General features: G+C 59.4%; 18 protein-coding genes. 11 read left to right on the top strand and 7 right to left on the bottom strand.

Going from position 1 to position 21386, the window contains the following annotated elements:
• Positions 1-10: 10 nt before the first annotated feature.
• Entirely contained in the window at positions 11-427 is a 417-nt protein-coding gene (locus tag J8I87_RS28845; RefSeq protein ID WP_209935524.1) for an antirestriction protein, read from the bottom strand.
• Positions 428-618: 191 nt separating this feature from the next.
• Between J8I87_RS28845 and J8I87_RS28840 the strand changes: the two genes are divergently transcribed.
• Positions 619-2658 carry a ParB/RepB/Spo0J family partition protein gene (locus J8I87_RS28840; RefSeq protein WP_209935523.1) on the top strand — a complete coding sequence of 680 codons (2040 nt, stop codon included), beginning with the start codon at positions 619-621 and terminating at the stop codon, positions 2656-2658.
• A 322-nt stretch (positions 2659-2980) separates the two neighbouring features.
• Here J8I87_RS28840 and J8I87_RS28835 read toward each other — a convergent pair whose 3' ends face one another.
• Positions 2981-3505: a hypothetical protein gene (locus J8I87_RS28835; protein ID WP_245254234.1), complete on the bottom strand. Its 525-nt coding sequence runs from the start codon at positions 3503-3505 to the stop codon at positions 2981-2983.
• A 341-nt stretch (positions 3506-3846) separates the two neighbouring features.
• On the opposite strand from J8I87_RS28835, the gene J8I87_RS28830 reads away from it, so the two are divergent.
• The 5 genes from J8I87_RS28830 to J8I87_RS28810 all read left to right on the top strand — a co-directional run bounded on the left by J8I87_RS28830 (position 3847) and on the right by J8I87_RS28810 (position 9217).
• Positions 3847-4101 (top strand): hypothetical protein, encoded by a 255-nt coding sequence (locus J8I87_RS28830; RefSeq protein ID WP_209935522.1) that lies wholly within the window; start codon positions 3847-3849, stop codon positions 4099-4101.
• A gap of 2 nt (positions 4102-4103) precedes the next feature.
• Entirely contained in the window at positions 4104-4469 is a 366-nt protein-coding gene (locus J8I87_RS28825; RefSeq protein ID WP_209935521.1) for a plasmid mobilization protein, read from the top strand.
• Between the two features lie 220 nt (positions 4470-4689).
• Complete coding sequence (locus tag J8I87_RS28820) at positions 4690-7797, top strand: LPD7 domain-containing protein (protein ID WP_209935520.1); 3108 nt, start codon at positions 4690-4692, stop codon at positions 7795-7797.
• A gap of 53 nt (positions 7798-7850) precedes the next feature.
• Positions 7851-8678, top strand: a complete 828-nt coding sequence (locus J8I87_RS45050) for a PH domain-containing protein (protein ID WP_313066538.1) — start codon at positions 7851-7853, stop codon at positions 8676-8678.
• A gap of 80 nt (positions 8679-8758) precedes the next feature.
• Positions 8759-9217: a hypothetical protein gene (locus J8I87_RS28810; protein ID WP_209935518.1), complete on the top strand. Its 459-nt coding sequence runs from the start codon at positions 8759-8761 to the stop codon at positions 9215-9217.
• Between the two features lie 81 nt (positions 9218-9298).
• Here J8I87_RS28810 and J8I87_RS28805 read toward each other — a convergent pair whose 3' ends face one another.
• Together J8I87_RS28805 and J8I87_RS28800 are read right to left on the bottom strand one after the other, a co-directional pair.
• On the bottom strand, positions 9299-9532 hold the full coding sequence (locus tag J8I87_RS28805) for a hypothetical protein (RefSeq protein WP_245254232.1): 234 nt from the start codon (positions 9530-9532) through the stop codon (positions 9299-9301).
• Positions 9516-9863 (bottom strand): hypothetical protein, encoded by a 348-nt coding sequence (locus tag J8I87_RS28800; RefSeq protein ID WP_245254231.1) that lies wholly within the window; start codon positions 9861-9863, stop codon positions 9516-9518. Before J8I87_RS28800 ends, J8I87_RS28805 begins: the two co-directional genes overlap by 17 nt.
• 291 nt (positions 9864-10154) lie before the next feature.
• Between J8I87_RS28800 and J8I87_RS28795 the strand changes: the two genes are divergently transcribed.
• Entirely contained in the window at positions 10155-10568 is a 414-nt protein-coding gene (locus J8I87_RS28795) for a hypothetical protein (protein WP_157097498.1), read from the top strand.
• Positions 10569-10628: 60 nt separating this feature from the next.
• Here J8I87_RS28795 and J8I87_RS28790 read toward each other — a convergent pair whose 3' ends face one another.
• Complete coding sequence (locus J8I87_RS28790) at positions 10629-10964, bottom strand: H-NS histone family protein (RefSeq protein WP_209935516.1); 336 nt, start codon at positions 10962-10964, stop codon at positions 10629-10631.
• A 160-nt stretch (positions 10965-11124) separates the two neighbouring features.
• Positions 11125-11871, bottom strand: coding sequence for a hypothetical protein (locus tag J8I87_RS28785; RefSeq protein ID WP_209935515.1), 747 nt, complete (start codon positions 11869-11871; stop codon positions 11125-11127).
• A gap of 84 nt (positions 11872-11955) precedes the next feature.
• Here J8I87_RS28785 and J8I87_RS28780 point away from each other — a divergent pair, with 84 nt between their 5' ends.
• The 4 genes from J8I87_RS28780 (at position 11956) to J8I87_RS28765 (ending at position 20441) form a co-directional block, all read left to right on the top strand.
• The gene (locus J8I87_RS28780; protein ID WP_209935514.1) at positions 11956-12261 is read left to right on the top strand and encodes a hypothetical protein; all 306 of its coding nucleotides are present in this window, start codon (positions 11956-11958) and stop codon (positions 12259-12261) included.
• 97 nt (positions 12262-12358) lie between these two features.
• Positions 12359-17068, top strand: a complete 4710-nt coding sequence (locus J8I87_RS28775; RefSeq protein WP_209935513.1) for a DUF3320 domain-containing protein — start codon at positions 12359-12361, stop codon at positions 17066-17068.
• A gap of 859 nt (positions 17069-17927) precedes the next feature.
• Positions 17928-18515, top strand: coding sequence for a toll/interleukin-1 receptor domain-containing protein (locus tag J8I87_RS28770; protein WP_209935512.1), 588 nt, complete (start codon positions 17928-17930; stop codon positions 18513-18515).
• Positions 18516-18518: 3 nt separating this feature from the next.
• Positions 18519-20441 carry a KGGVGR-motif variant AAA ATPase gene (locus J8I87_RS28765; protein ID WP_209935511.1) on the top strand — a complete coding sequence of 641 codons (1923 nt, stop codon included), beginning with the start codon at positions 18519-18521 and terminating at the stop codon, positions 20439-20441.
• Positions 20442-20992: 551 nt separating this feature from the next.
• Here the strand turns inward: J8I87_RS28765 and J8I87_RS28760 are convergent.
• On the bottom strand, positions 20993-21386 hold a 394-nt coding region (locus tag J8I87_RS28760; protein ID WP_209935510.1), incomplete at its 5' end, for a transposase.

The raw sequence follows: 21386 nt of genomic DNA, 5'->3' as shown, positions 1-21386 counted from the left end.
GGCCGGTTCATCAGTCGATAGCGCGGAGGATGTTTGCCGCTTCCACGTGCTGCGAGGCGAACTCGCGCAACTGGTGATAGCGCTCGATGATCGCGTCATCGAGGGTCTTTTCCGCGAGGTGGCAGAGGGCGTACAGCGTGACGGTAATGCCAAAGGCGTCCGCGCCCATCATGTCGCTGTAGCCGTTCAGGTGCCAGTGCACATGGACGCGACCGGATTGGGCCGGGGCCATGTAGAAGCCGCCATTGGACAGTGTGAAGAAGTGCCACAGGCCGCCTTGGTAGGTGCGGTCAAGTCGTGCAGCCCAGTCGTACACGTAGGATTCGCCGGTGAGGTAATGGCGCCCCAGGTAACGCGCCAGGACGTTTAGGCGCAGTTCATCGGGGACCACGGCTGACGTAATGCGGGTCAGTGCTTCGTTGGTCATCGGAAATCTCCGGTTATGTGTCCCGGTCACATGCCTGGACAACGATTTTAATATAGGACATTACGACCTAACTCGCAAGTAAAAGATGGCAATAAACTTCCTATATGCGCTTGCTGTCAAGGATTATATGTCCTAGTATGGCGATGTTGTCCAGGCATGTGACCGGGACACATAACCGGAGGAATACTCTGATGCAGACAGTCACGAAGCAGAGCGTGGAGCGCGCCGTTATCGAGTACGTGCCGATGTCACGGCTGACCCCATCGCCGTTGAACGTGCGCAAAAAAGCGCCTACCGCCATTGAGGCTCTGGCCGAAACAATCCTGGAAACTGGCATCTTGCAGAACCTGGTGGTACACGAACTGAAAGGTCGCAGCAAACAGCCGAAGCTCGGCGTGTGCGCCGGTCAGCGACGGCTCGCCGCGCTCGACCTGCTGTTTTCGGAAGGGCGCATTACGAAGGACTACCGGGTACCGGTGCTGATCGTCAGCGGGGGCGAGGCGCTCGCCGCGTCGCTGATCGAAAACCATGAACGCGAAGCGATGTGTATCGCGGACGAGTGCGTAGCCTTTCGGCTGCTGACAGAGGAAGGGAAGAGCGTTGCGCACATCGCCGCGTTGTTCAAGCTTCCGGATGTCGCCGTGCGCCGTGCGCTGAAAATCGCGAATCTCGCGCCCTCATTGCTCGACCTGCTACGCGATGACGGACTCGACTACGAGCAGGCGAAAGTGCTGGCTCTGGCAGACGATCATGCAGCACAGGAACGAGTCTGGAGCGAAGCGTCCAACGACTGGCAACGTCGTCCGTCAGAGTTGCGCGCCGCCCTGACAAAGGCGGAGATCGACGCGCGCGACAGCGCCCTGGCGAAGTTCGTCGGACTGGACGCTTACGAGGCGGCGGGCGGGCGTGTGCGTCGCGATCTTTTCAGCGACGATCAAAACGCCGGGTATATCGAAAATGCAGAACTACTGCACCGGCTCGCCACCGATCGACTCATTGAACTATCGCAGACCTTGTCCGCCGAAGGGTGGAGTTGGACGGAGTGTCGCACGGGGTACGAGGCGATGGAGATCGTACGTCATGGCCGCATTCCGTCCACTACGCGCGAGCCGACTAAAGCCGAGAAGACGGAGCTTGCCGAGTTGACCGCGAGACGGGATGCGGTGCAAGCGGAGCTTGACGCCTACTACGATGAAGACGGCGAAGCCGACGAGGACCGATGTGAGCGGCTGGAAGCAGCGGCGACGGCGGCGGCGTATGCTGTCGACCAGTACGCTGAGCGCTTCGAATCGTTCGACCCAGACGACATGAAGAAGGCCGGCGCGTTCGTGTATGTCGACGACGACGGGCTTGTCTGCATCGAACGCGGACTGGTGCGGCGTGACGATGCGCCGGTAAATACCGGTAAGGAACCGCACGCACGCGTTGCCGCGTCAAGAGGCCACACGCCGAAGGCGAAGCCCCTGCACGGCGAGAAGTTGTGCAGACGGCTGACGGCACACCGTACCGCCGCCGTGCAGACCGAGCTTGCGCAGCAGCCAACGGTCGCGCTCGCCGTGCTGATGTACCGCATGATTCCGGTCGTGTTCAGGGAACTGTACGAACGCGCCCATATCGATCACGCGGTCAAGATAGAAGTGCAGACGGCGCGCCATGCGCTTGTGTCCAACGCGGACGACATAGCCGACAGCGTTGCGTGGAAAGCGCTGGAAGACCAGCGGCAGAACTGGGCGCGGATCCTGCCAAGGCGGGCGGACGAACTGCTTGCATGGCTGTTGCAACAGGATCCGGGCGTCATGTCAAATCTGTTTTCATTCTGCGTGGCCGCAACTGTAGACGGCATCAGTAACGCCGACCGTCCGCACCCGGTCAACGAGCTAGCGAATACCCTCAACGTGGATTTCGCGCGCTACTGGAAGCCGACGCGCACAGCCTACTTCGAGCATGTATCGAAAGCCCGGATCGAGGCAGTTGTCAGCGAAGCCGTTTCGCCGCAGGTTGCCGGTGAGCTTCGCGGCATGAAGAAGGACGATGCGGCGGCGGCGGCCGAGCTGCGTGTCACGGACTCGGGCTGGTTGCCGGAAGTGCTGCGAAACCGCGAGGTGCCGAAGCATGTCACCTACGGTTACTCGGACGATAACGACGAAGAAGAAGCCGATACGGACCCGGAGACGGGCGAGGCGGCCGCCACGGTTTCCGATGATCCGCAGGACGAAGCCGAAGCCGTCTGAGCGGTCCCGCCTTACGTAGCCGCCCGGGCGTAAGCCAGGGCGGTTTTCTTTTGTTCCAGGGTGGAAAACGAGCCGGTTGTCCGGACTGGCTCGCCGAGGCAAGGCTGACAAGACGGTTCGACCTCAAGGGCGGGAGTGCGGGGGCTGTGGAAACAGGAATTCGTGCAGACGGTCCACTGGCCCTTCTTTGCAGTGCCACTCAGAACGCATTGCGACCGACGAGGTATCGCGCGCGCCGCGCGCTCATCGAGTGCCACGGGGGACCTCACGCGGGACCCGCGCGGAGCGTCCTGACCCGACGCAGCGCGGCGGGCGATACTGTTCAGCGTCTGGGCGGCCCGCCGTACTTGCGCGCAATTTCGTCGAGCCCGGCGCTGGAGATGGACGGCTGATCGTATTGCTGCGCTTCGAGCTTGATCAACTGCATGCGCGATATGTGCGGATTTTCAGCGGCGAGTTCATCGAGCGTCCTGATGCCTGTGCGAGGTGAGGAGGTGGATGGCGTGGACGCGTGCGGCGCGGGTTCTACCTGCCTGACAGGGGCGGCGGACACAGGGGTGGACGCGGACGGTGCAGGACGGCTGAGGGGCGCATGTGTGCGGTTTGGTGCGCGTCGGCCCAGGCGTTTGCGGATGCGGTGGAGGGCGTTGTCGAAAACGGGGAGACTCATGGTGAGGCCGCGCTTTTGCAAACGCGCGTGGAGTTCGCGCCTGGAGACGCCGCGCGCCATGGCGGCATCGATCTGGTCGATCAGATCGGCAAGCTGCGCGGTTTCGGAGCGCGCCGTGCTGGTTGCAGGCGCATCGAGCAGGTCTTCGGCGACGGCGGCGAGATCGGTGAGCGGCATGGCGAGGTCCTGCGGGGAGAGTCGACGCTGCTTGATGGTGCTATGAAAGTGCTAAATAGTCAAAAATGCGTGATGAGTAAAGCTTTATTCCAGCTTTAGTTATGCGAATTGATGCTTGAAACATGCAATATCGCTGCTACAGTGTTTGCTATGGTGTGGCGAATCGAGGCACGTCGGATATGTTTACGCATCGCTACGCGCTTCGTAAAATATCTCGTGCAAAAGGGGCGAGGCCCCTTTGCAACCCCGACGCGGGCTACTGCCCCGCGTTCTTCACGCCGACGGGTCCGTCGGTAACATTCAGCACTGCCTGGTATGCAATACGAATAGGGGCGATTCCTATGATTCTGACCAGCGACTGGGTGATCCAGCGTGTGATGAAGCCTGCCGGCTTCGCGCGCAACAGGCGGTGGCAGTATCTGCCGTGGGCGGGTTATACGTATCCGATGACAGGTGATCAGGCGATGCGTGCCCTGTACGAATGCGAAGCGCATTGGCCCGCATACGAATTCCGCGCGCATCCGATCGACGGCGACATGACGCGATTCGATCTGCCGGGGCAGTCGGCAGACTGGACGCATCCAGTGGGGCTCTGATCATGCCACGCAAAAAGAGCAACGATGGGGCAGGGCTCGGCAAACCGATTGCGTTTCGCCTGTCGGATGCGGATCGTGCGGTCTATCTTGAGAAGGTGAACCGAAGCGGGCTCACGCAGTCCGAATTTTTCAGGCAGGCGGTGCTGACGAACCGCACGCAGGTGATCGCACGACCAGTGGCCAGCGTGGACCGCAAGCGCCTGCTCTATATTTTCAACAAGACGAGCAACAACCTCAACCAGATCGCACATCGCGCGAACTCGGAACACAGGAGCGGTGATCTGTCGGAAGCAACCTATGAGCAACTGCTTACGCAACTGCAGATGATCTCGCGCTATCTGAAAAGCACGCTTGAGAAAGTGGACTGACCGGATACGGATGCAGGTACGGATACATACACGGACAGGTACGGATACAGACGGGCATGGGCATCGATCGCACATACCTTGCAACAGTCGTCACGCCGACGACGCCCGGGTGTGTCGGGCGACATGATGAGCCATGCAACCTTCACCCATCGTGCATCGGCACTGCCACGTCGCATTTCGCGGTATTCGTCCCTCTGTGCGCATCAGCGAAAGGTGAGCGATGCTGATCCGGGTTCGCGGCTATCACGACGGCATAAAGGCCTATCTGGAAGACGGCCAGAAGCAGGACCGTGAGTTCGAGCGCGACGAGATGGATGAGCGCGTGATCCTCGCAGGGGATCTGACGCTAACAAACGACATCATCCAGTCGATGGATACGACGGCCGAGCGCTACATCAACGTAACGCTGTCGTTCAAGGAGGACGAGGTGTCGCGTGAGGTACTCGCAGACATCGTGCGGGAGTTTGAGGCGTTTGCTTTTGCTGCGTACCGCCCGGACGAGTACAACTTCTATGCGGAAGCGCATGTCCCGCGGCTCAAGAGTTACGCCGACCGGCGCAGTGGCGAACTGGTCGAGCGCAAGGTACATCTTCATGTGGTGATCCCTGAAGTGAACCTGCTGACGGGGCACCGGCTGGAGCCGTTCGGCAAGGTCGACCGGCATCACCGGTTCCTCGAAGCATTCCAGGAACATATCAACGCGAAATACGGACTCGCGAGTCCGAAAGATAACCGGCGCGTGCAGTTCACCGATGCGTCGGAGATGATCAGCCGGTACAAGGGCGACGTCTTCGCGCCGATGAACCGCGAGCTGAAGGCCACGATCCTCGAGGCGCTGATGTCGCGTGACATCACCCGTTATGAAGATTTCCGGGCGATGCTCAATGAGTTCGGCGCAACACGCACCCGCAACGCGGGTCGCGATGGTGAGTACGAAAACGTCAAGCCGCCCGGTGCGGCGAAGGGCGTCAATCTCAGGGAATTCGTGTTTTCGCGCGAATTCATCGAACTGGATGCCGACGGCAAGCGTGACGCGCTCGACCAGAACGTGCATGCCGAGTACGTCGAACCGGGTGTACCGCGTGCGACGCAGCAGCACTATCTCGATGCGCTGTATGAGTGGGCTGACACGCGCGCAAGGGAGATCAAGTATCTCAATAGCGGTAGCAGCTTCTACAAGACGTATCAGGCCGCGTCGCCGACGGAGCAGCGGCGCATTCTCGAGCATCGCGAACAGCGGTTCTATGACGCAGCAGGAGGACTTGATGAGCGGACAGGAAGAAGCAGTGGTGGACCAGGAGACTGGCGAGCCTGGGAGCGGCGGTGGCAACACGGGCGGGACCCGCAGTGGCGCGGGCCGCCCGCGGAACACGAACGCCGGGAGCCGTGGCAAAAGTGGAGAAGGGGAGCGGATCACGACCTTGACGCTCGCCTCGATCGACCCGGCCCGTCGTCCCGATCCCCATACGGTGTGCGAGGTGTGCCCGGCGGCGGTGTGGATGGCGACCCCGCGCGACGTCAAGTGCTTTTGCCGGCTGATGCACTACTGGAGCTGGGAGACTACCAAGCCGACCGAATTGACCAACTGCGATGGACTGGCGATCGCGAGCGAGCGGGAAGAGGCCGGCTAGCCCCAGGCAATCCGTCGCTGCTCGACGTGATCGCCGCGCGCATGTACGGCGCGTGGGATACGGCGGACGATACGGGTCGGGCACAGCTGGCGGCAACGGCCGCTGACAAATTCATGCGGGCCGGTGGACCGTTTGACGATTGCGGACAACCGGGCGAGCCGTTCGGGCTGAACCCCGCCTTCGGCGGTGGACAGGTGCCGAAGGATTTCGGTCCGCATGATCCCATCCGCCATCTCGCGGATGTCCCATCACTGGATGCGATCGGGTCGCTTCCCTTTGATCTAGCAGCGCGCGAGGTCAATGAGATCGCCGCCACCTTCAACTCGCGCGCGAGACCATCGACCGGTCGGGAAGCCGATACCGTTCGCGACCAGTTTGCACGGGACCTCGTGGAGTCGCGCAGTACCCGAAGCGAGCGCACGGAGTTTGCGGAGATCCGGGCGACACTTGATGCGAGCCGGTTGCTCGCCGCACTGGCGCATTCGCATGGGCTGATCGTTGACAAGTACAGCATCGGCAAGGGCGCCGACGGCGGTGACCGTATCCGCGCCGGTGCACGCAATCTGAACGTGTCCGACTTCCTGACCAAAGAGATGAATCTCTCCTGGGCGGAGGCCGCGCAACTGCTACGCGACACGTATCGTGCGCAGACCGGACGCAGCCCCGGGCATGCGCCGCGTCATACACCCGAGCGTGACCTGTGGGGTGAATTCCAGCAGTGGCGTGCCGTGTATCGCGACGGGTTGCGCCGCGCGTGGGATGAGCAGACCCGGCGCGAGAAAGAGCGGCGCGCTGCGCTCAAGGCAGTCTTCTACAAGGCCCGCAGTACCGTGACGGAGCGCAGGGATCTGTCTGCACTCGAGCGGCGAGATCAACTGTCAGCCGCACGCGTAACGCGGCTTGAGTCCGAGGCTGCGCTACGCGATCGCATCGCGAAGGAACGTGACGCGCTCAAAGGTGCAGGGCGGCAACCAGTCACCGACCAGTACCGGGATTTTCTGCAGGAGCGCGCGCAGGCCGGTGACACACGGGCGCTACGTGAACTGCGACGCATGCAGCAGGTCCGCCAGCTGCTCCGGCGTGCGGACGACGAAAACATTTTGACCTTCAATGGACCCTTGCCCGGTCCAGGGCCAAGGCCTCACGCTGAACACAATGAACTGATCTACCACGGACCGTCAATCACGTACGAGGTGCGGCCGACCGGTGAGGTTGACTACCACAAGGATGGCGCGGCGTTCCTCGTCGACGAGGGGCGCACGTTGCGGTTATGGGATAGCGAACGCGAAGCCATCGAGATCGCGCTGCGTTTCGCGCAGCAGAAGTTCGGCGCCACGCTATCGCTCTCCGGTCCCGAGGCTTTCCAGGCGGCAGCGGCACGGGTGGCCGCTGACACGCGCATGCGTATCGTGTTTGAACAGCCGGAGCTGGAGCACATCCGCCAGATCCGGCTTGCCGAGCTCGATGCCGAAGCAGATGAACGCCGGGCGGGGCAGCGCGAGCGCGACGCCTGGGAGCGTGACGAGCTACGCAAGGCAGTACGTGAAACGCAACTACCTGTCGGCCGTGATCCGCCCACCCCAAATGGGGACACCCAGCCGCCCAACGCTCCCGATGTGTCCGATCCCGGTTCCGGCAGCGGTCCCACTACCGGTCAGGGCAGCGGGCCCGCTAGCGGACCCGACGTCGAACACTGAACCATCCACCCGAGAGGAATCGAATGCCCCGGCTTGCAACCGCCAACCGCGACGTGACGGTCGTCGAAGAGATCATTTTCAGCGGCACGCCGTCGCAGGTCGTGAATCTGCCTGCGTATCTCAAAGGCGTCGTCGGCACGATCATCGTATTCGCGGCCTATCTGCACGCGACAACCCGATGGCCCGTGCCGTGGTATGCGCCCCTGATCGCGTTGGTGGTCATCGCGGCGAGTGTCGTGCTGGCATACCTCCGAACAGCCTGCACGGAAATCATCATTGACACCGCGCGAATTACCTGTCGCCGGGGCATTTTCAGCCGGCGGGTCGAGAGCCTTGAGCTCTTCCGCAGCCAGGATGTGACGTCGCTGCATCCGTGGTGGCAGCGACCGTTCGGGATCGGCATCGTGATCGCGCTGACCAGCGACTCGAACAACCCGCACTGGCGTTTGCCAGGGATGCGTGAGGCCGAGCAGTTACGCGATAGCCTGAACCGTGCGGCGATCGCGCTGCGCGACGCGAAAGGCATTCGGGAATTCAATATGGGCCGGATCCAAGTGGACGACTTCCGCGCTATCGTTGCAGCAATCAGATGGCCTGTCGCTGGAGCGGGAATGTTACCGACACTGGAAATCAATGAAGGTCCGGGAAAGAAGCCGCGCGTGCTCGTTCTCGAGATCAGCGATCGCAACAAAGCAGATCGTGGCGTGATCGCCCGATTACTCGTCGAGCGCGAAACGCGATATGAGCGCTACGCGGACGGGCAGCTGGATACGGCGCACATTGAGCTTTCATACCGCATGATCGGCGTACCCGTCGGGCCGGCGAGCGGGCAGGGTGAGTTCAGGGCTGCTATTCTGCCGTGCATAACCGCGTTTCCGTGACGGCCTCTTGCGTGTGGGGGCACGGATTTGTGACACTCGATCTGCCGGGGTTAGAGGGGCAACGGATCGGCACATATCTCATGAACGAGATCGTCTGCTGGGCTCGTCAGTGGCCTGACGCTGACGTGAACAACATCGAGCTGCTGGCAGGCCAGGCGTACGGAAAGAACACCGCCCGACGCAACCGCTTCTACGAAAAGTTCGGCTTTAACTTTGATTACACGGATCCGGAACATCGGGCGGGGATGTCGCGCGCGGTCAAGGTGCGCGATCTCAACGCGGTCGAGAACTGGAAGGACAATATCGCAGAGCGGAGTGTGTTCGATTTCCTGCTGAATCAGGCTGACGCTGAGCGGGTTGCACAGGCGGATGTGGCGCGGCTAACCCGTTCCCTGCATGACCTGATCGCCGAGCGCAAACGCGCAGAACGCCACCCACTCTGGTGGGCTGTGCGCGAGGTCTATTCCCGGCTTGGCAGCTGGATCCTTGCTGCAGCATCGATCGTCAGTGTTGCCGCGCTTCTTCATTTCGCACGTTAGAAGCACTGCTGGTTCCTGCTCGGGGATCCCATCAAGGATGACGGCGTCTATGAGAAGGGCGACGGGACGACGGGCGGCACATCAGTTGAAACTATCCACCCATGCGCGCGCCCATCTGAGCCCGGCCAGCTCTGCCTCGTCTTCCGTGCCGAACTCGCCGAGTACACCCGACGCTTCAACGACCTTGTTGTCCAGCGTGATCGTGCCGCTGGCAGCGTAGCGTTCGCGCTGTGAACTTTCCTTCTGCTGGAGGATGGCATGTCCCCAGAGCGTGTAGCCCTTGTGTTTTCGCTTCGCATCAGCGTTCGACTTCAACCTGTGCGTGACGTCCATCGACGCGAAGCACATTGCCCTCGGGTGTCATCTGGCGCGGAATGTCTTCATACCGCGGCTCATGAGCGCGGTGCTCGACGGCCGTGACGGATGCTTTCGGGCCTGGCGCCGCCGCGACGACCCGGTGACGCAACCCGTGGTGCGCAATGCGGACATCCGCGCGTCGATGCTTCGGCGTCTTGTAGATGGATTGTCGCGACTGCATTGCACTGCGCGCTTCGGGTGGATTCCATACTTCTACGTAGCGCGCGCCGGCAAACGCGGGCGATCCCATTGCCAGAAATAACAGGCCGCACCTGATTGTCTTCGTCATCCGCTTGTTCTCCTGGAGAGGTGCGACGTGACATGCCGGTTTCGAATACTGAGCGACACAGTTGACGCCGATATGCTCGCATCACGCTGTCGATCGGGAATACTTGTTAAGCGGGTCCTATCTTCGCGAGCAGTGCGTTTTCGCACGGACGGAACGCGAACCTGCATTTCGCCGGTGCTATGGAATTATTTCGCTAGAATGACTGCAGTGACACTTGCATTGACGAACGAAATGAGTTCAAAGCGACGCGGGACAAGTGCTTCCGGACCCCGGAAGCACCTCACGAAGGCAATGTTATTGCCGACGGCTGAGGCATCTGTGCGCGAACAGTCACTGTCGTCCCATCTTGCCCTCGTTGCCTGCAGGGATGGTCACGGGAACCGTCACCTGTTTAATGAATTGATGCGGACCGTGTACGTGGCGTGGTTTCTTCAGCAGGAAGGCTACGGGAAAGAACCCGTCAGGAGCTTCAAGACAGCGGAATATGCTGTGGAGGCTGCGCTGGAACTGGCGCACGTGTCGAATGAATGGGTGCTCGCTGAAGACACGGTTTCTGTTTTCGAGCGTCTCCTGGCGTTACACGATTCGCAACTCGCGAGCGCACCGCTGCACAAGGTCATTCACGCGGAACAACGTCTCCGGCAGTTTCTTGCGGGAACCGCGAGTTCGCCAGTTCCCGACACTGATCAGGCGGGGAAGTCGTAGGGGACCGTGTCGGCCCCCGTTGTGCCGAACATCCACATGCGCTGTGCGGAGGTGTGGCGATCACACTGTGTCGAAAAGGTTGAGCTGGCGTGGATCGACGATAGCCTGGGCTTGGGTGGTTTGCGTGGCAATTGGCGTCGGTGCGTTCGACGTTGTTTCGATCCGGAAGAACTCAGGACTAACGCCGGCATTTTTCGAAGCGAGCAGCCAGTCCGGCATGTCGGCGAGTCCGTTCCACTGGTGTCCTCGTGCATCGCGATATAGCGGCGGGTGAGCCTCGTCATGCTCAATCGAAGCGGCCAATGTATCCGTCGTGATACCAAATTCTTCCATACGACGCCGGATCCAGATAATCAGGCGATCCCTGGCTTCACCGTCGGCGATTTTTCCTCTCATAACATTGGATGTCAGACGTGAAGACGCGAAGTATAGCGGTATCCGCGGAATGGTGAACTACGGTTCGGTTGCCTGAAGCGGTCGAACCTTTGGCGCTTGCGCCACATCTTCTCGGGTTCCTCTGTGCGGCCGGAGAGCGGCACACGTTCGAATAACCTGGCTATGGGGCCGGAATAAACAGTTGGTTGATCAGGTCGCTGACTATCTCGAAAGTGCGCAGGACGGTCGGATGAAGGAGGCTCGATCCATGAGCGTAAGCGTTCCGGATTTTCGGCAGGCTGTCGATAAAGACACCAATCCAGTCATGGTCCAAGTCCTCCGGGGACGGTTTTACGGACGAGTAATCGACCTCCGCAGTTAACGTTCCGGAACGTTGCATCTGGTCAACCATTTGGAGTTCAGCTCGGCTCCTCGCGCGCTGGAGCGCCCACTCTATCCGCTTCGTGAAGCGGGCATTTGATATCAGTCTGTGAGCCAACGCCTCATTAAGCCAACCGCTTAGCCCGTTTGGCCGGCGTTTTCCCTTCGAGGGAAATTGTGTGACTTCTCCTTCAAGCCGTTCTCGCAACGCGAATTCCAGTGAAGCTAGCGCCTGCTGCTCAGCCACAGCGTGAAATCGATAGACAAACCAAGCGTATGCATAGAGATTTTTCGCGGTTTCAAAATGTACTCTTACAGCCTCGGGTACCTCGGTGCGAAGGGTAAAGCGCGCAACATCCTCAAGTTGGTCGAGAGCCGTTGTAGGTCGAGCATTACCCACGACGCTGTCGAACCGGATGAACCCCAAATTTCTGGGGTCCGGCTCACACAAGGTGTCAATCGTCCGCAACGATTCGCTCGGGTGGATGGTACGAGGGCTTTGGTCCATCAAATCTTTCTCACAGGTGGTGTGGGCGTCGCCGGGCACCGGTGCTTCGGGCCGCAATAATAGCGGATCAGTATGCTCGGGACTTCGTTAATCAGAAATGCTAGCGGGCGCGGAAGAAGTTGCATGGGTCGGTCGCTGAACTTCATTGCCGAATTCGGACCTTTCGAACATGGCCCTTCGCGGCCGAGCCTAGATTTGCATAGCGATCGCCGCACGGGCACTCTCGAAAAGCCGTATCAGGTTCTGTTCGTTACTGATCGCCTTCCAAATGAAATGGCGACCTGTTCATCGCTGTATCGAAAGAAAATCGTCTCGCCGGCCGGTATCCCGGAGCTCCAACGGGCAAAACCCGGCAGTGTGCGCTGCCACGCGCAGAATTCTGGTAAATTTGCCAAACTTACACTGGACCAAAAATCTATTCTCGGCTAAAGAAGATCATTCGAACCGGCTGAGTTTTCAAAGAGACCAGAGTTAAAAGGTATCAAAGAAGAGAGCGTCGGGAAACCGGCGGACAGGGGGCACACAGATGGCTAACGTGGCAAGCGACGAGACGGCGACCGACGTATCAGATCGGACAGCCTTGATCCGGCTGTTCAACGACACTCGCAAGCGATTGGTCGAGACCGGCACCCGAAACCGTCTGGTGCACGTCAACCGTGCGAACACACGTGGGAACGTCGTGAACATCGTCAACGAGCGATCGGACGACGTCCATGCAATCCTTTCGAGTCGAAAGGTTATGCGCTTTCTGGCTATCGGCCATGATCGCGACGATTCCAGCGACGCGATCCATTTAGCCGACGCCGGCTCGCAAGAGTTCGAGGCCGATCGCTACACGGATGCGCAGCTCGAGACCCGCATGGGTCCCGATGCCCTGCAGAAAAGACTTCTCAAGATCGCTCATGAAGCGCAGACGGCGGAGGAGGAGTCGGGCGTAAACATTCTCTATCTGGCGCTCGGCTTCCTCACCTGGTTTGAGGACAAATCTTCGGCCGTAGCGCGCGCAGCACCGCTGGTGCTTTTGCCGGTTGAACTCGTTCGCAACCAGCGCACTTCAACCTTTGATGTCCGGATTCGGGACGAAGACGTCCTTACGAACCTGCCGCTGCAGCAACGGTTGAAGGACGATTTCGGCATCGCGTTGCCCGACATCGAGGTAGAGGAAGGTTGGAAGCCCTCAACCTATTTTGAGCAGGTCGCGGAGGTAGTGAATGGCCGCGCCCGTTGGGAGGTCGAGAGCGATGCCATGCAGCTCGGTTTCTTTTCGTTCTCGAAACTGCTCATGTATCGCGACCTCGCTATCGATGCGTGGCCCGACGGGGCGATTGCGGAGCACGCGCTCACGCGCGGACTGCTGTTCGAAGGCTTCGAATCTGAAGTTCCGCTCTTTGGTCCCGAGGTCAGGCTCGACGACGTGCTGCCACCCGAAAAATTGTTCCACGTCGTCGATGCTGACGCATCGCAGGCACGTGTCATCGAGGAAGTGAGGTCAGGTCGTAACCTTGTCGTTCAGGGCCCTCCTGGAACGGGCAAGTCGCAAACGATTACCAACATTATTGCGGCGGCAGCCAAGGAGGGAAAGCGCGTCCTCTTCATAGCCGAGAAGATGGCGGCTCTCTCCGTTGTGCATGATCGTCTCGTGAAGGTCGGTCTTCGGGATATCTGCCTGGAGCTTCACTCGCGAAGCGCGAACAGGAAAGCGGTGCTTGCGGAACTCGCCCGCACTATCGGAGCTGCCGCTGCCGTCCCCGTTCAACCCGGTGCACCGGTCGCTCTCACTGAGGCACGCGACAAATTAAACCTGCTTGCAGAGGCTCTGCACAGTCCGATTGGAAGCACGGGGGAGACAGCCTTCTCGGTGTTGAGCGTGCAGGTTCATTACATCGGCTCGGGCGCGCCAGCTCCTACCATCTCTGCCGACGACCTTGTGCAGATGACGCGGGAGCAGGAGCGACAACTGCTCGAGACCGTTGCCCGCTATGGCGAAGTGCTCAGGGAGGAGGGCGACGCAAACAGGCATCCATTCGCTGGAACCCAAAACCTTGATCTCCAGCCACTCGACCTCACCCGACTGGCCAGGCTTATCGAGACCGCGCATGCCGCGGTGCTACTGCTAGAAGATGCAGTGAGAACTTCTGCGGGCGCATTGAGCGTTACTGTGCCAGTGACTATCTCGTCGGCAGGAACCATCGCAGACGTTCTTGACCGCCTGGAAGGTCTGCCTGCAGGATCTGCCAACACCGCGCGCGCGTTCCTTTCAGCGTCCGATTTGCCGCGACTCAAGAAGGCGATCGAGGCCGGAGTTGCGTGGCGGTCAGAGCAAGACGCCGCCGATGAGACATTCGTCGAGGCGGCATTCGCTGCGAAGACGGCCACGTTGCGCGGACCATTGGTGGCTGGCACGCGCTCCTTCTTCGCGCGATTGGGCGGTGGCTACCGCGCCGCGTCCCGTGACCTGGCAGGCATGCTGCGCGGCACACTTCCAAAGACAGCCGACAAACGCGTCGAACTGGTGGATCGACTCGATAGAGTCCAATCCCGCAAGGCGCGTTGGGAGGATGACAAGGACTATTGCCTTCGCGTTATGGGAGACGCTTGGCACGGAGAGCGGACTGACATGGGCGCCTTGCTCACAATCGCGGGGTGGTGTGAGCGAGCAGGCGATGCCGCACTAAACTGCTCGCCAGATACGCTGTTGGCGCTCGCCCAGCAGCCGGATGTGGTTGCGAAGATGCGACGCGCGCTTCGTGATGCCGCGCCGAAGGTCGTCCGAGACCTGGATGAGGTCGTTCGTGTTTTGAAGCTGGATCCCAATGTGTTCGGCGAATCGAGCATGGAGAAAGTCGAGCTCGGCGAGATGGCGGCTCGCCTCGACGCGATGGCGTCGTCTACCGACCGCTATTCGGCATGGACTAATCTGACACGCCTGCACCAGCGGCTGGCGTCGACGGGTTTGACGGACCTTGCGCAACGAATGCGAACAGGTGAATTCGATCCTGCGGCGGCGGCTGTGGAACTCCGGTTCGCGCGCGCCGAGCGCCTTTGGCGCGTCGCGTTGGATTCGTCCCCCGTGCTACGCGATATGGGGCTGGAAAAGCGTCATGAACTTGTCGAAACGTTCGCATTGCTCGAACGCAAGCGCTTGTCGGAGAATGTGACCACCATCCTGTCCGGACACCTGGAGCAGGTCCCGCAGGGAGCCATGGGCGAAATGAAGGTGATTCGCGGCGAGATTGGCAAGAAGCGAGGGCACATCGCTGTTCGCAAGCTGTTTTCGACGGCCGGCACGGCCGTGCAGCGGATCAAGCCCGTCCTGCTCATGAGCCCGATCTCGGTGGCCCAGTACCTCCCGCCTGGAGCACTGACCTTCGATCTGCTTGTGATCGACGAGGCGTCGCAGGTGCGTCCAGAGGATGCGCTGGGTGCGATCGCGCGTGCCAGACAGATCGTAGTGGTCGGTGACCAGAAGCAATTGCCACCGTCTTCCTTCTTTGACCGCCTTCTCGACGACGAGGCCGACGACGACGCCGAGGAAGAAGCAGAGGCGGACCTGCTGGGTGGTGCGGCCAAGGTCGGCTCGATGGAAAGCATCCTTAGCCTTTGCGAGGCGCGGGGCCTTGGTTCGCGCATGCTTCAGTGGCACTACCGGTCGCGAGATCCTTCGCTGATCCGGATGTCGAACCGCGAATTTTACGATGACGGCCTCATCTTGCCACCGTCACCACTGCAGAATGACCCAGCGTTCGGCCTATGCTTCACCCGCGTCGATGGTGTTTACGACAAGGGCGGTAAGCGCGATAACCGGAAAGAGGGCGAAGCGATCGTGGGTCGCGTGGCGCAGCACGCACGTATGCACCCAGAGCTTTCGCTTGGCATCGTCACGTTCTCTTCGACACAGAAAAACCTGATCACCGAGCTTCTGGAACTCGCACGCCGCAGCGATGCAACTCTCGACGCATTTCTTCGCGAAGGACAAGCCGAGGACGTGTTTGTCAAAAACATCGAAAACGTTCAGGGGGATGAGCGTGACGTGATCTTGGTCAGCGTCTGCTATGGCCCCGTCACACCCGGCGGCAGACTTGCCAGCATGACCTTCGGGCCGGTGAATATGGAAGGTGGCGAGCGTCGTCTCAACGTGCTTTTTACACGCGCGCGGGTGCGCTGCGAGGTGTTTGCGTCGTTCGATCCAGGCGATATCGATCCCAGCCGGGTAAGTCGCGATGGCGCCCGGATCCTGAAGCGTTTCCTGGAGTTCGCAAAAAACGGCAACATGGACGACTCCAGGCCGACTGGTGAGATGGCCGACACGCCGTTCGAGGAGGATGTGGCAAACGTCATTCGCAGCTTCGGCTATCTGGCGGATCCGCAGGTTGGATCGGCCGGCTTCCGGATCGACATGGGGGTTCGGCATCCGGATCGCCCCGGCACGTACGTTCTCGCAGTCGAATGTGACGGCGCGACCTATCACAGCGCACTGTGGGCGCGAGAGCGTGATCGCCTGAGGCAGGACGTTCTCGAGCATCTCGGCTGGCGCTTTCATCGCATCTGGAGCACCGACTGGTTTTACAACCGTCGAGCGGAGATAGAGCGGTTAAGAGTTGCTCTTGCCTCTGCGCGCGAGGCAGCAGAAGCTGGCGTTCGTATCGACGGCGCCAACCGGCCTCGACCGGTTTCGATCCCGGTCGTCGAAACGACGGCTGCTTCTTTCGAGGTCCCTGATGCTGTCACGAGGCAGATGCCCGCCTACCAGCGCGCACATTTTCCTGTGAGCACCCGGCAGGAACCCCACGAGGTCCCCACGTCAATACTGGCCGATCTGGCCAAGCGAATCGTGGCAGCCGAGGGGCCCATCAATGTTGAGGAGGCTGCACGGCGCCTCGCGGCGTGCTTCGGGAAGGAGAAGGCTGGCTCGCGCATTCTGACCGCGACGCGCGCCGCGTTGCTTCAGGCACAGTCGGGTGACCGTGATCTCCTCTGCGACGAAGAATTCTGGTTCATACGCGAGCATCTGGACGCGGTGCCGGTCAGGGACCGGTCCGCCGAGAGCGGAGCGACACTGAAGTCTACGAACATTTCGATGCTCGAGATCAAGGCCGCGCTGAAAATCGCTCGAGATGACAATGCAGGCGGCACCGACGCAGATCTGGTTCGCACGGCAGCAAGACTGCTTGGATTCCGTCGCGTTGGTTCCGACTTGCAGGCGCGTCTTGCAGCCGGGCTGTCGGCAATTCACTGAGCATCGGCGGCGAATACATTTCTAGGATGCGCAGCTGCCATTTTCGTACACCGGATGCGTTGACGTGATCTGGCTGAAGAGATCAGGCCTACTTCAGTCGAATCTGTGGGTTGAGCAGCTGGCAGCTGGAAAGTGAAGAAAAGGCCATCGGCCAATGACATTCGACGTGGTTGAGCGGTAATTGTCGCTCAGAAGTGATCGGTTGTTGCAAGCGGATCGCGTTGCCCAGCACGAGACCATACTACGCAATGCGCGAGACTAGCGCCGCGCGCTTGACGTTGCCGTATATTGGGATGAAATTCGGAATGCGTAGGCTCGAGACTAACACGACGAGAGACCGGGGAACCAACATGGCACGACGCCGATATCAACGAAAGAGTCATTTGGCTGCGGCGATCAATAGTTCGAGCCCGGGATGGCAGATGTTCTGGGCGGTAGTTGTTATCTTGGCGTTCCTCTTTGCGATGGTGATGGTCTTCTCGCACTGAGCGAGAAAGGTAGCACGATGACCGACCATAACGATCCGTACCGTGAGTCTGAGAGGGTGCGGTTCGCTGATGAAGCGTGAGCGATGCTGGGCGGCTGACAGTCCCCGACGGACCCATGCCCGTTTGAGCAGTTGCGCGGCGTCGAAGAAACGGCTGAGAAGCTTGCGCCCGCACTGACGATTACACACCGGAGAAATTCTAACGGCTAGGCCCGATAACAGGCGAAGCGCGCCGCTGCCCTTCAAACACTATATATAAGCCATCTGCATAGCGGCGTTTTGCCGGCACCCGCTTGCAGACGGGAGTTTAAATGGGTGATCCTTTCGATCCCGTCGCCGGGTCACACCACATAACACGTCAGGAGTGCAGCATTGAGTTACGAGTGGGATATTTTCTTGAGCTATCCCCGCCTTGGGGACGCAGGACAATGGGTCGAAAACCACTTCCATCCACGGCTCAAGGAGTGTTTGACGAACGAGCTTGCGCAACCCCCAAGAATTTTTTTGGATCGGGAGCAGCCAACAGGCGTGGAATGGCCTGAGAACCTGAAGCAAGCTTTGCTGCAGAGTCGCATTATGGTCGCCGTATGGACTCCGCCGTACTTTGCCTCACGCTGGTGCATGGCCGAGTGGACCAGCATGCTGGAGCGGGAAATAGTCCTTGATAAGCGGGGCAGGAAGCCTGCGCGCGGTCTTGTGTTTCCGGTAATCTACTCGGACGGAAAGCATTTCGATCCGCGTGCGAAGCAGATTCAAATCAATTTTGACTTCACCGAATACAATCACCCATTCAAGCATTTCGATAGCACACCTTTATATATCGATTTCAACAAACTGGTGAAAGATCTTGCAATTTCGATCGATGAACACCTGACATTGGCACCGGAATGGGAGGACGGATGGCCCGCGCTTGAGCCTCCTGCGGTACAGACACAATCTTTAGAGCTCCCGAGGCTGTGATCCATGGGTACTGTCGTAACATTTTATTCATACAAAGGTGGCGTCGGACGGTCCTTCGCTCTGGCCAACGCAGCCGTCCTTTTATCGCGATGGGGTTATCGCGTCCTGTGTATCGACTGGGACATCGAAGCGCCAGGGCTTGCGCATTTCTTCGGAAATCTGGCGGAAGAGAGCGGGCAAAACTGGCGAGGGGGCACGCCTGGTCTGGTTGACCTGTTGCAGACCTTCGTTCGATCACCAGAGCAGCCGTTGCCATGGCGAAGCCATGTCGTGAAGCTCGTGGCTGGCTCGGGATCCTCGATCTCGCTCATACACGCCGGTCGTGACGGAGATCTGTACTATTCGCAGGTGCAGTCACTCGACTGGGGCGGTATGTATGAGAAAGGGCTCGGGGGCGCGCTCGAAGCCATGTTTGAAGAACTGAGGCGTGATTTTGACTTCGTTCTTGTCGACGCACGAACAGGAGTGACTGACTTCTCGGGGATAATTACTGCGCAGTTGCCGGACGTACTGGCTTTCATGTTCACCGCAAACGAGCAAAGCTTCAACGGCGCACGTGACATAGCACGCCGCGCGGCCAAGGCACGCAACGATCTTGCCATTGATCGAGCGGGACTGTTGTTACTACCAGTACCTTCGCGGTTTGAAGGACAAGTCGAGCATAATATTGCTATTAGCTGGCGTAAGAAATTCGCATCAGGCCTTGAGGAGTTCTTTCAGCCGTGGCGAGCCAGAGAAGTCAGCGTTGACACACTTGTCCGCTCACTTACTATTCCCTACGTTCCATTCTGGAGCTTCGGAGAAGGTCTGTCGGCGCTCGAGGATGCGTCGTCCGACGCCGCGAGCATCAACTACAGTCTTGAGACAATTGCTGCGTTGCTTGCTCACAGGCTCGGCAACACGAATCTCCTTCAAGACAATCGGGACGAGTTTGTTCGCTCAGCACGCCTCACGGCCCAAAGCGGAGAACGGAGCTCGCTGTCATTATTCATAAGTCATTCGAAGAGTGACGCTCCTTGGGCGCGTCTGATGGCGAGTTCGCTTACCAGTCGGGGATTGAACGTAAGGCTAACGAGTGATTCAGCGACGAACAAGCTTGGTCTTTCGCCGGCAATCGAACTTTCTCAGCACATGGTGGTGCTGCTGGGGCACTCTAGTCAAATATCCAACTGGCAGGATGAGGAGATCAGGCAGTTCCAGAGGCAACTTCACAACTCGAGCGAACCGAGGGTGCTCATTCCAGTCGTAAGTGATGACGTTGCGTCAGTCCCCTGGCAAATTGAACAGTACCAATACCTGCGCCTTGATCAAGATATCGAACGTGTTTGCGATGAAATCTTCGAACGGGTGCATCGCTACAGGCTACCCGTCAGGGGCGTGCGTTCACGCCGGACCCTGACAGTAAACGTCTCATCTTATGCAAATATGCCTCTGCCGGGTGTGACGGTTTCGGCGATATCGCGTAACGGGACGGTGCTAGACGCGGTGTCCGACAGGTCGGGCATTGCAACGCTAGAGGTGGACCCCGATCGTCTGCATGCAATATTGCTCGCCCATCCTCAATATTATGCACAAGTGGTTGACGATTTGCGGAGCGGTCAAAACGAATTGAGGCTGGTTTTGCAACACCGCTGTGACGGCGGATCGCTTGTCGTGCATCAGACGGGTTACATTCCGGGATTAGAAGGGAGACTCAACCCGATTCTCGACACGTCGGGTCGTATGTACCTGTACGCGGACAATATTGCAATCAATGATGGAGAGCCTCAGCCCGCACGATTCTCACTCAATAAACCGTTTTCACTCGAGGATGCTGTTGGCAATATCTACGAGGCGACTGTAGTGTTTATTTTCGCCCGGTCAACGTTGTTTGATTATCGGGAAATTGAACGGCCGTCTGCTCCTGATAGTGAGGCTTCGCCGTGACTCGCTGGTTCGCTAGTGTTCCGCAGGCGCTAGGAGAACAGTTTCGACGCTAGAGGATAAGTATATTTGTTGAGATCGGTGCTCGACACATGTGAACCAAGCCCGCGACGGGTGCAAAGCAGTCGCTCGCGCACACTTCACATGTGTCCACCATTGCTACTGGGCTGCGAATTATGGGCAGCCGGAGAAAAGAAAAGCTAACGCAAGTCACCGGCGACGCGACGTCGCATCTCAGTGCGTGGATCGTCCATTCAGGGGAAAAGATGCGTTCGCAATCCTGTATGCTGACCCGGCCTATCGATCTGTCGGGCAGCGCGAATCCCTCGCGCGACCACTTTTGCCACTTGCCACCGGTTCGCCTCGTCTGTCTTTTGCGCTGTGGCTGACGAAATGCTAACTAAAGACGCCGCTAGCGATTATTCTGAGGTTTTGACTCGTCTTGAATTAGCAGTTCTGCGAGTATGCGTAAGCTGGCTACGCGTTTTGTCTTTCCAATATTCGACTTTGATCAATATAAAGGGCTCTTTTGAAAATGCAGTGGGTAACGGCCGTCAGCGGGCATGCGAGTTGAATGCGGAGAAGTCGAGTTTGCCCGCGATAAGAAACAGCACGGTTCGCATGGTTTCGAAGCGCGTATAGCCACGCGCCTTGCGCTTGGCGGCCTGAAACAAGCCGTTGATGGCTTCGATGAAGCCGTTGGTCTGTCGAGTCTGAGTCCACGCAACGATGCCGTCGAAGTGTCGACGAATCAACCGTGCGACGTCCTTCATAGGTTCGACTTTCGAACGCATGACGTTGGTGCACCACTGCTGCAACATCTCAGAGACGACATGAATTTGCTTGCGTTCGAGAATCTCGCGCAACTGCTCGCGATACAACCAGGCGCGGGCCGTTCGCTTGGTGGTGTACTGCCTGAGCAGCGCCTCGAGGTCGGTCAATTGCGCA

This window comes from Paraburkholderia sp. LEh10, from assembly GCF_017814945.1.
Lineage (GTDB): Bacteria > Pseudomonadota > Gammaproteobacteria > Burkholderiales > Burkholderiaceae > Paraburkholderia.
Note: the sequence above shows the minus strand (reverse complement) of the source record. Positions and strands in the feature narration are given on the sequence as shown.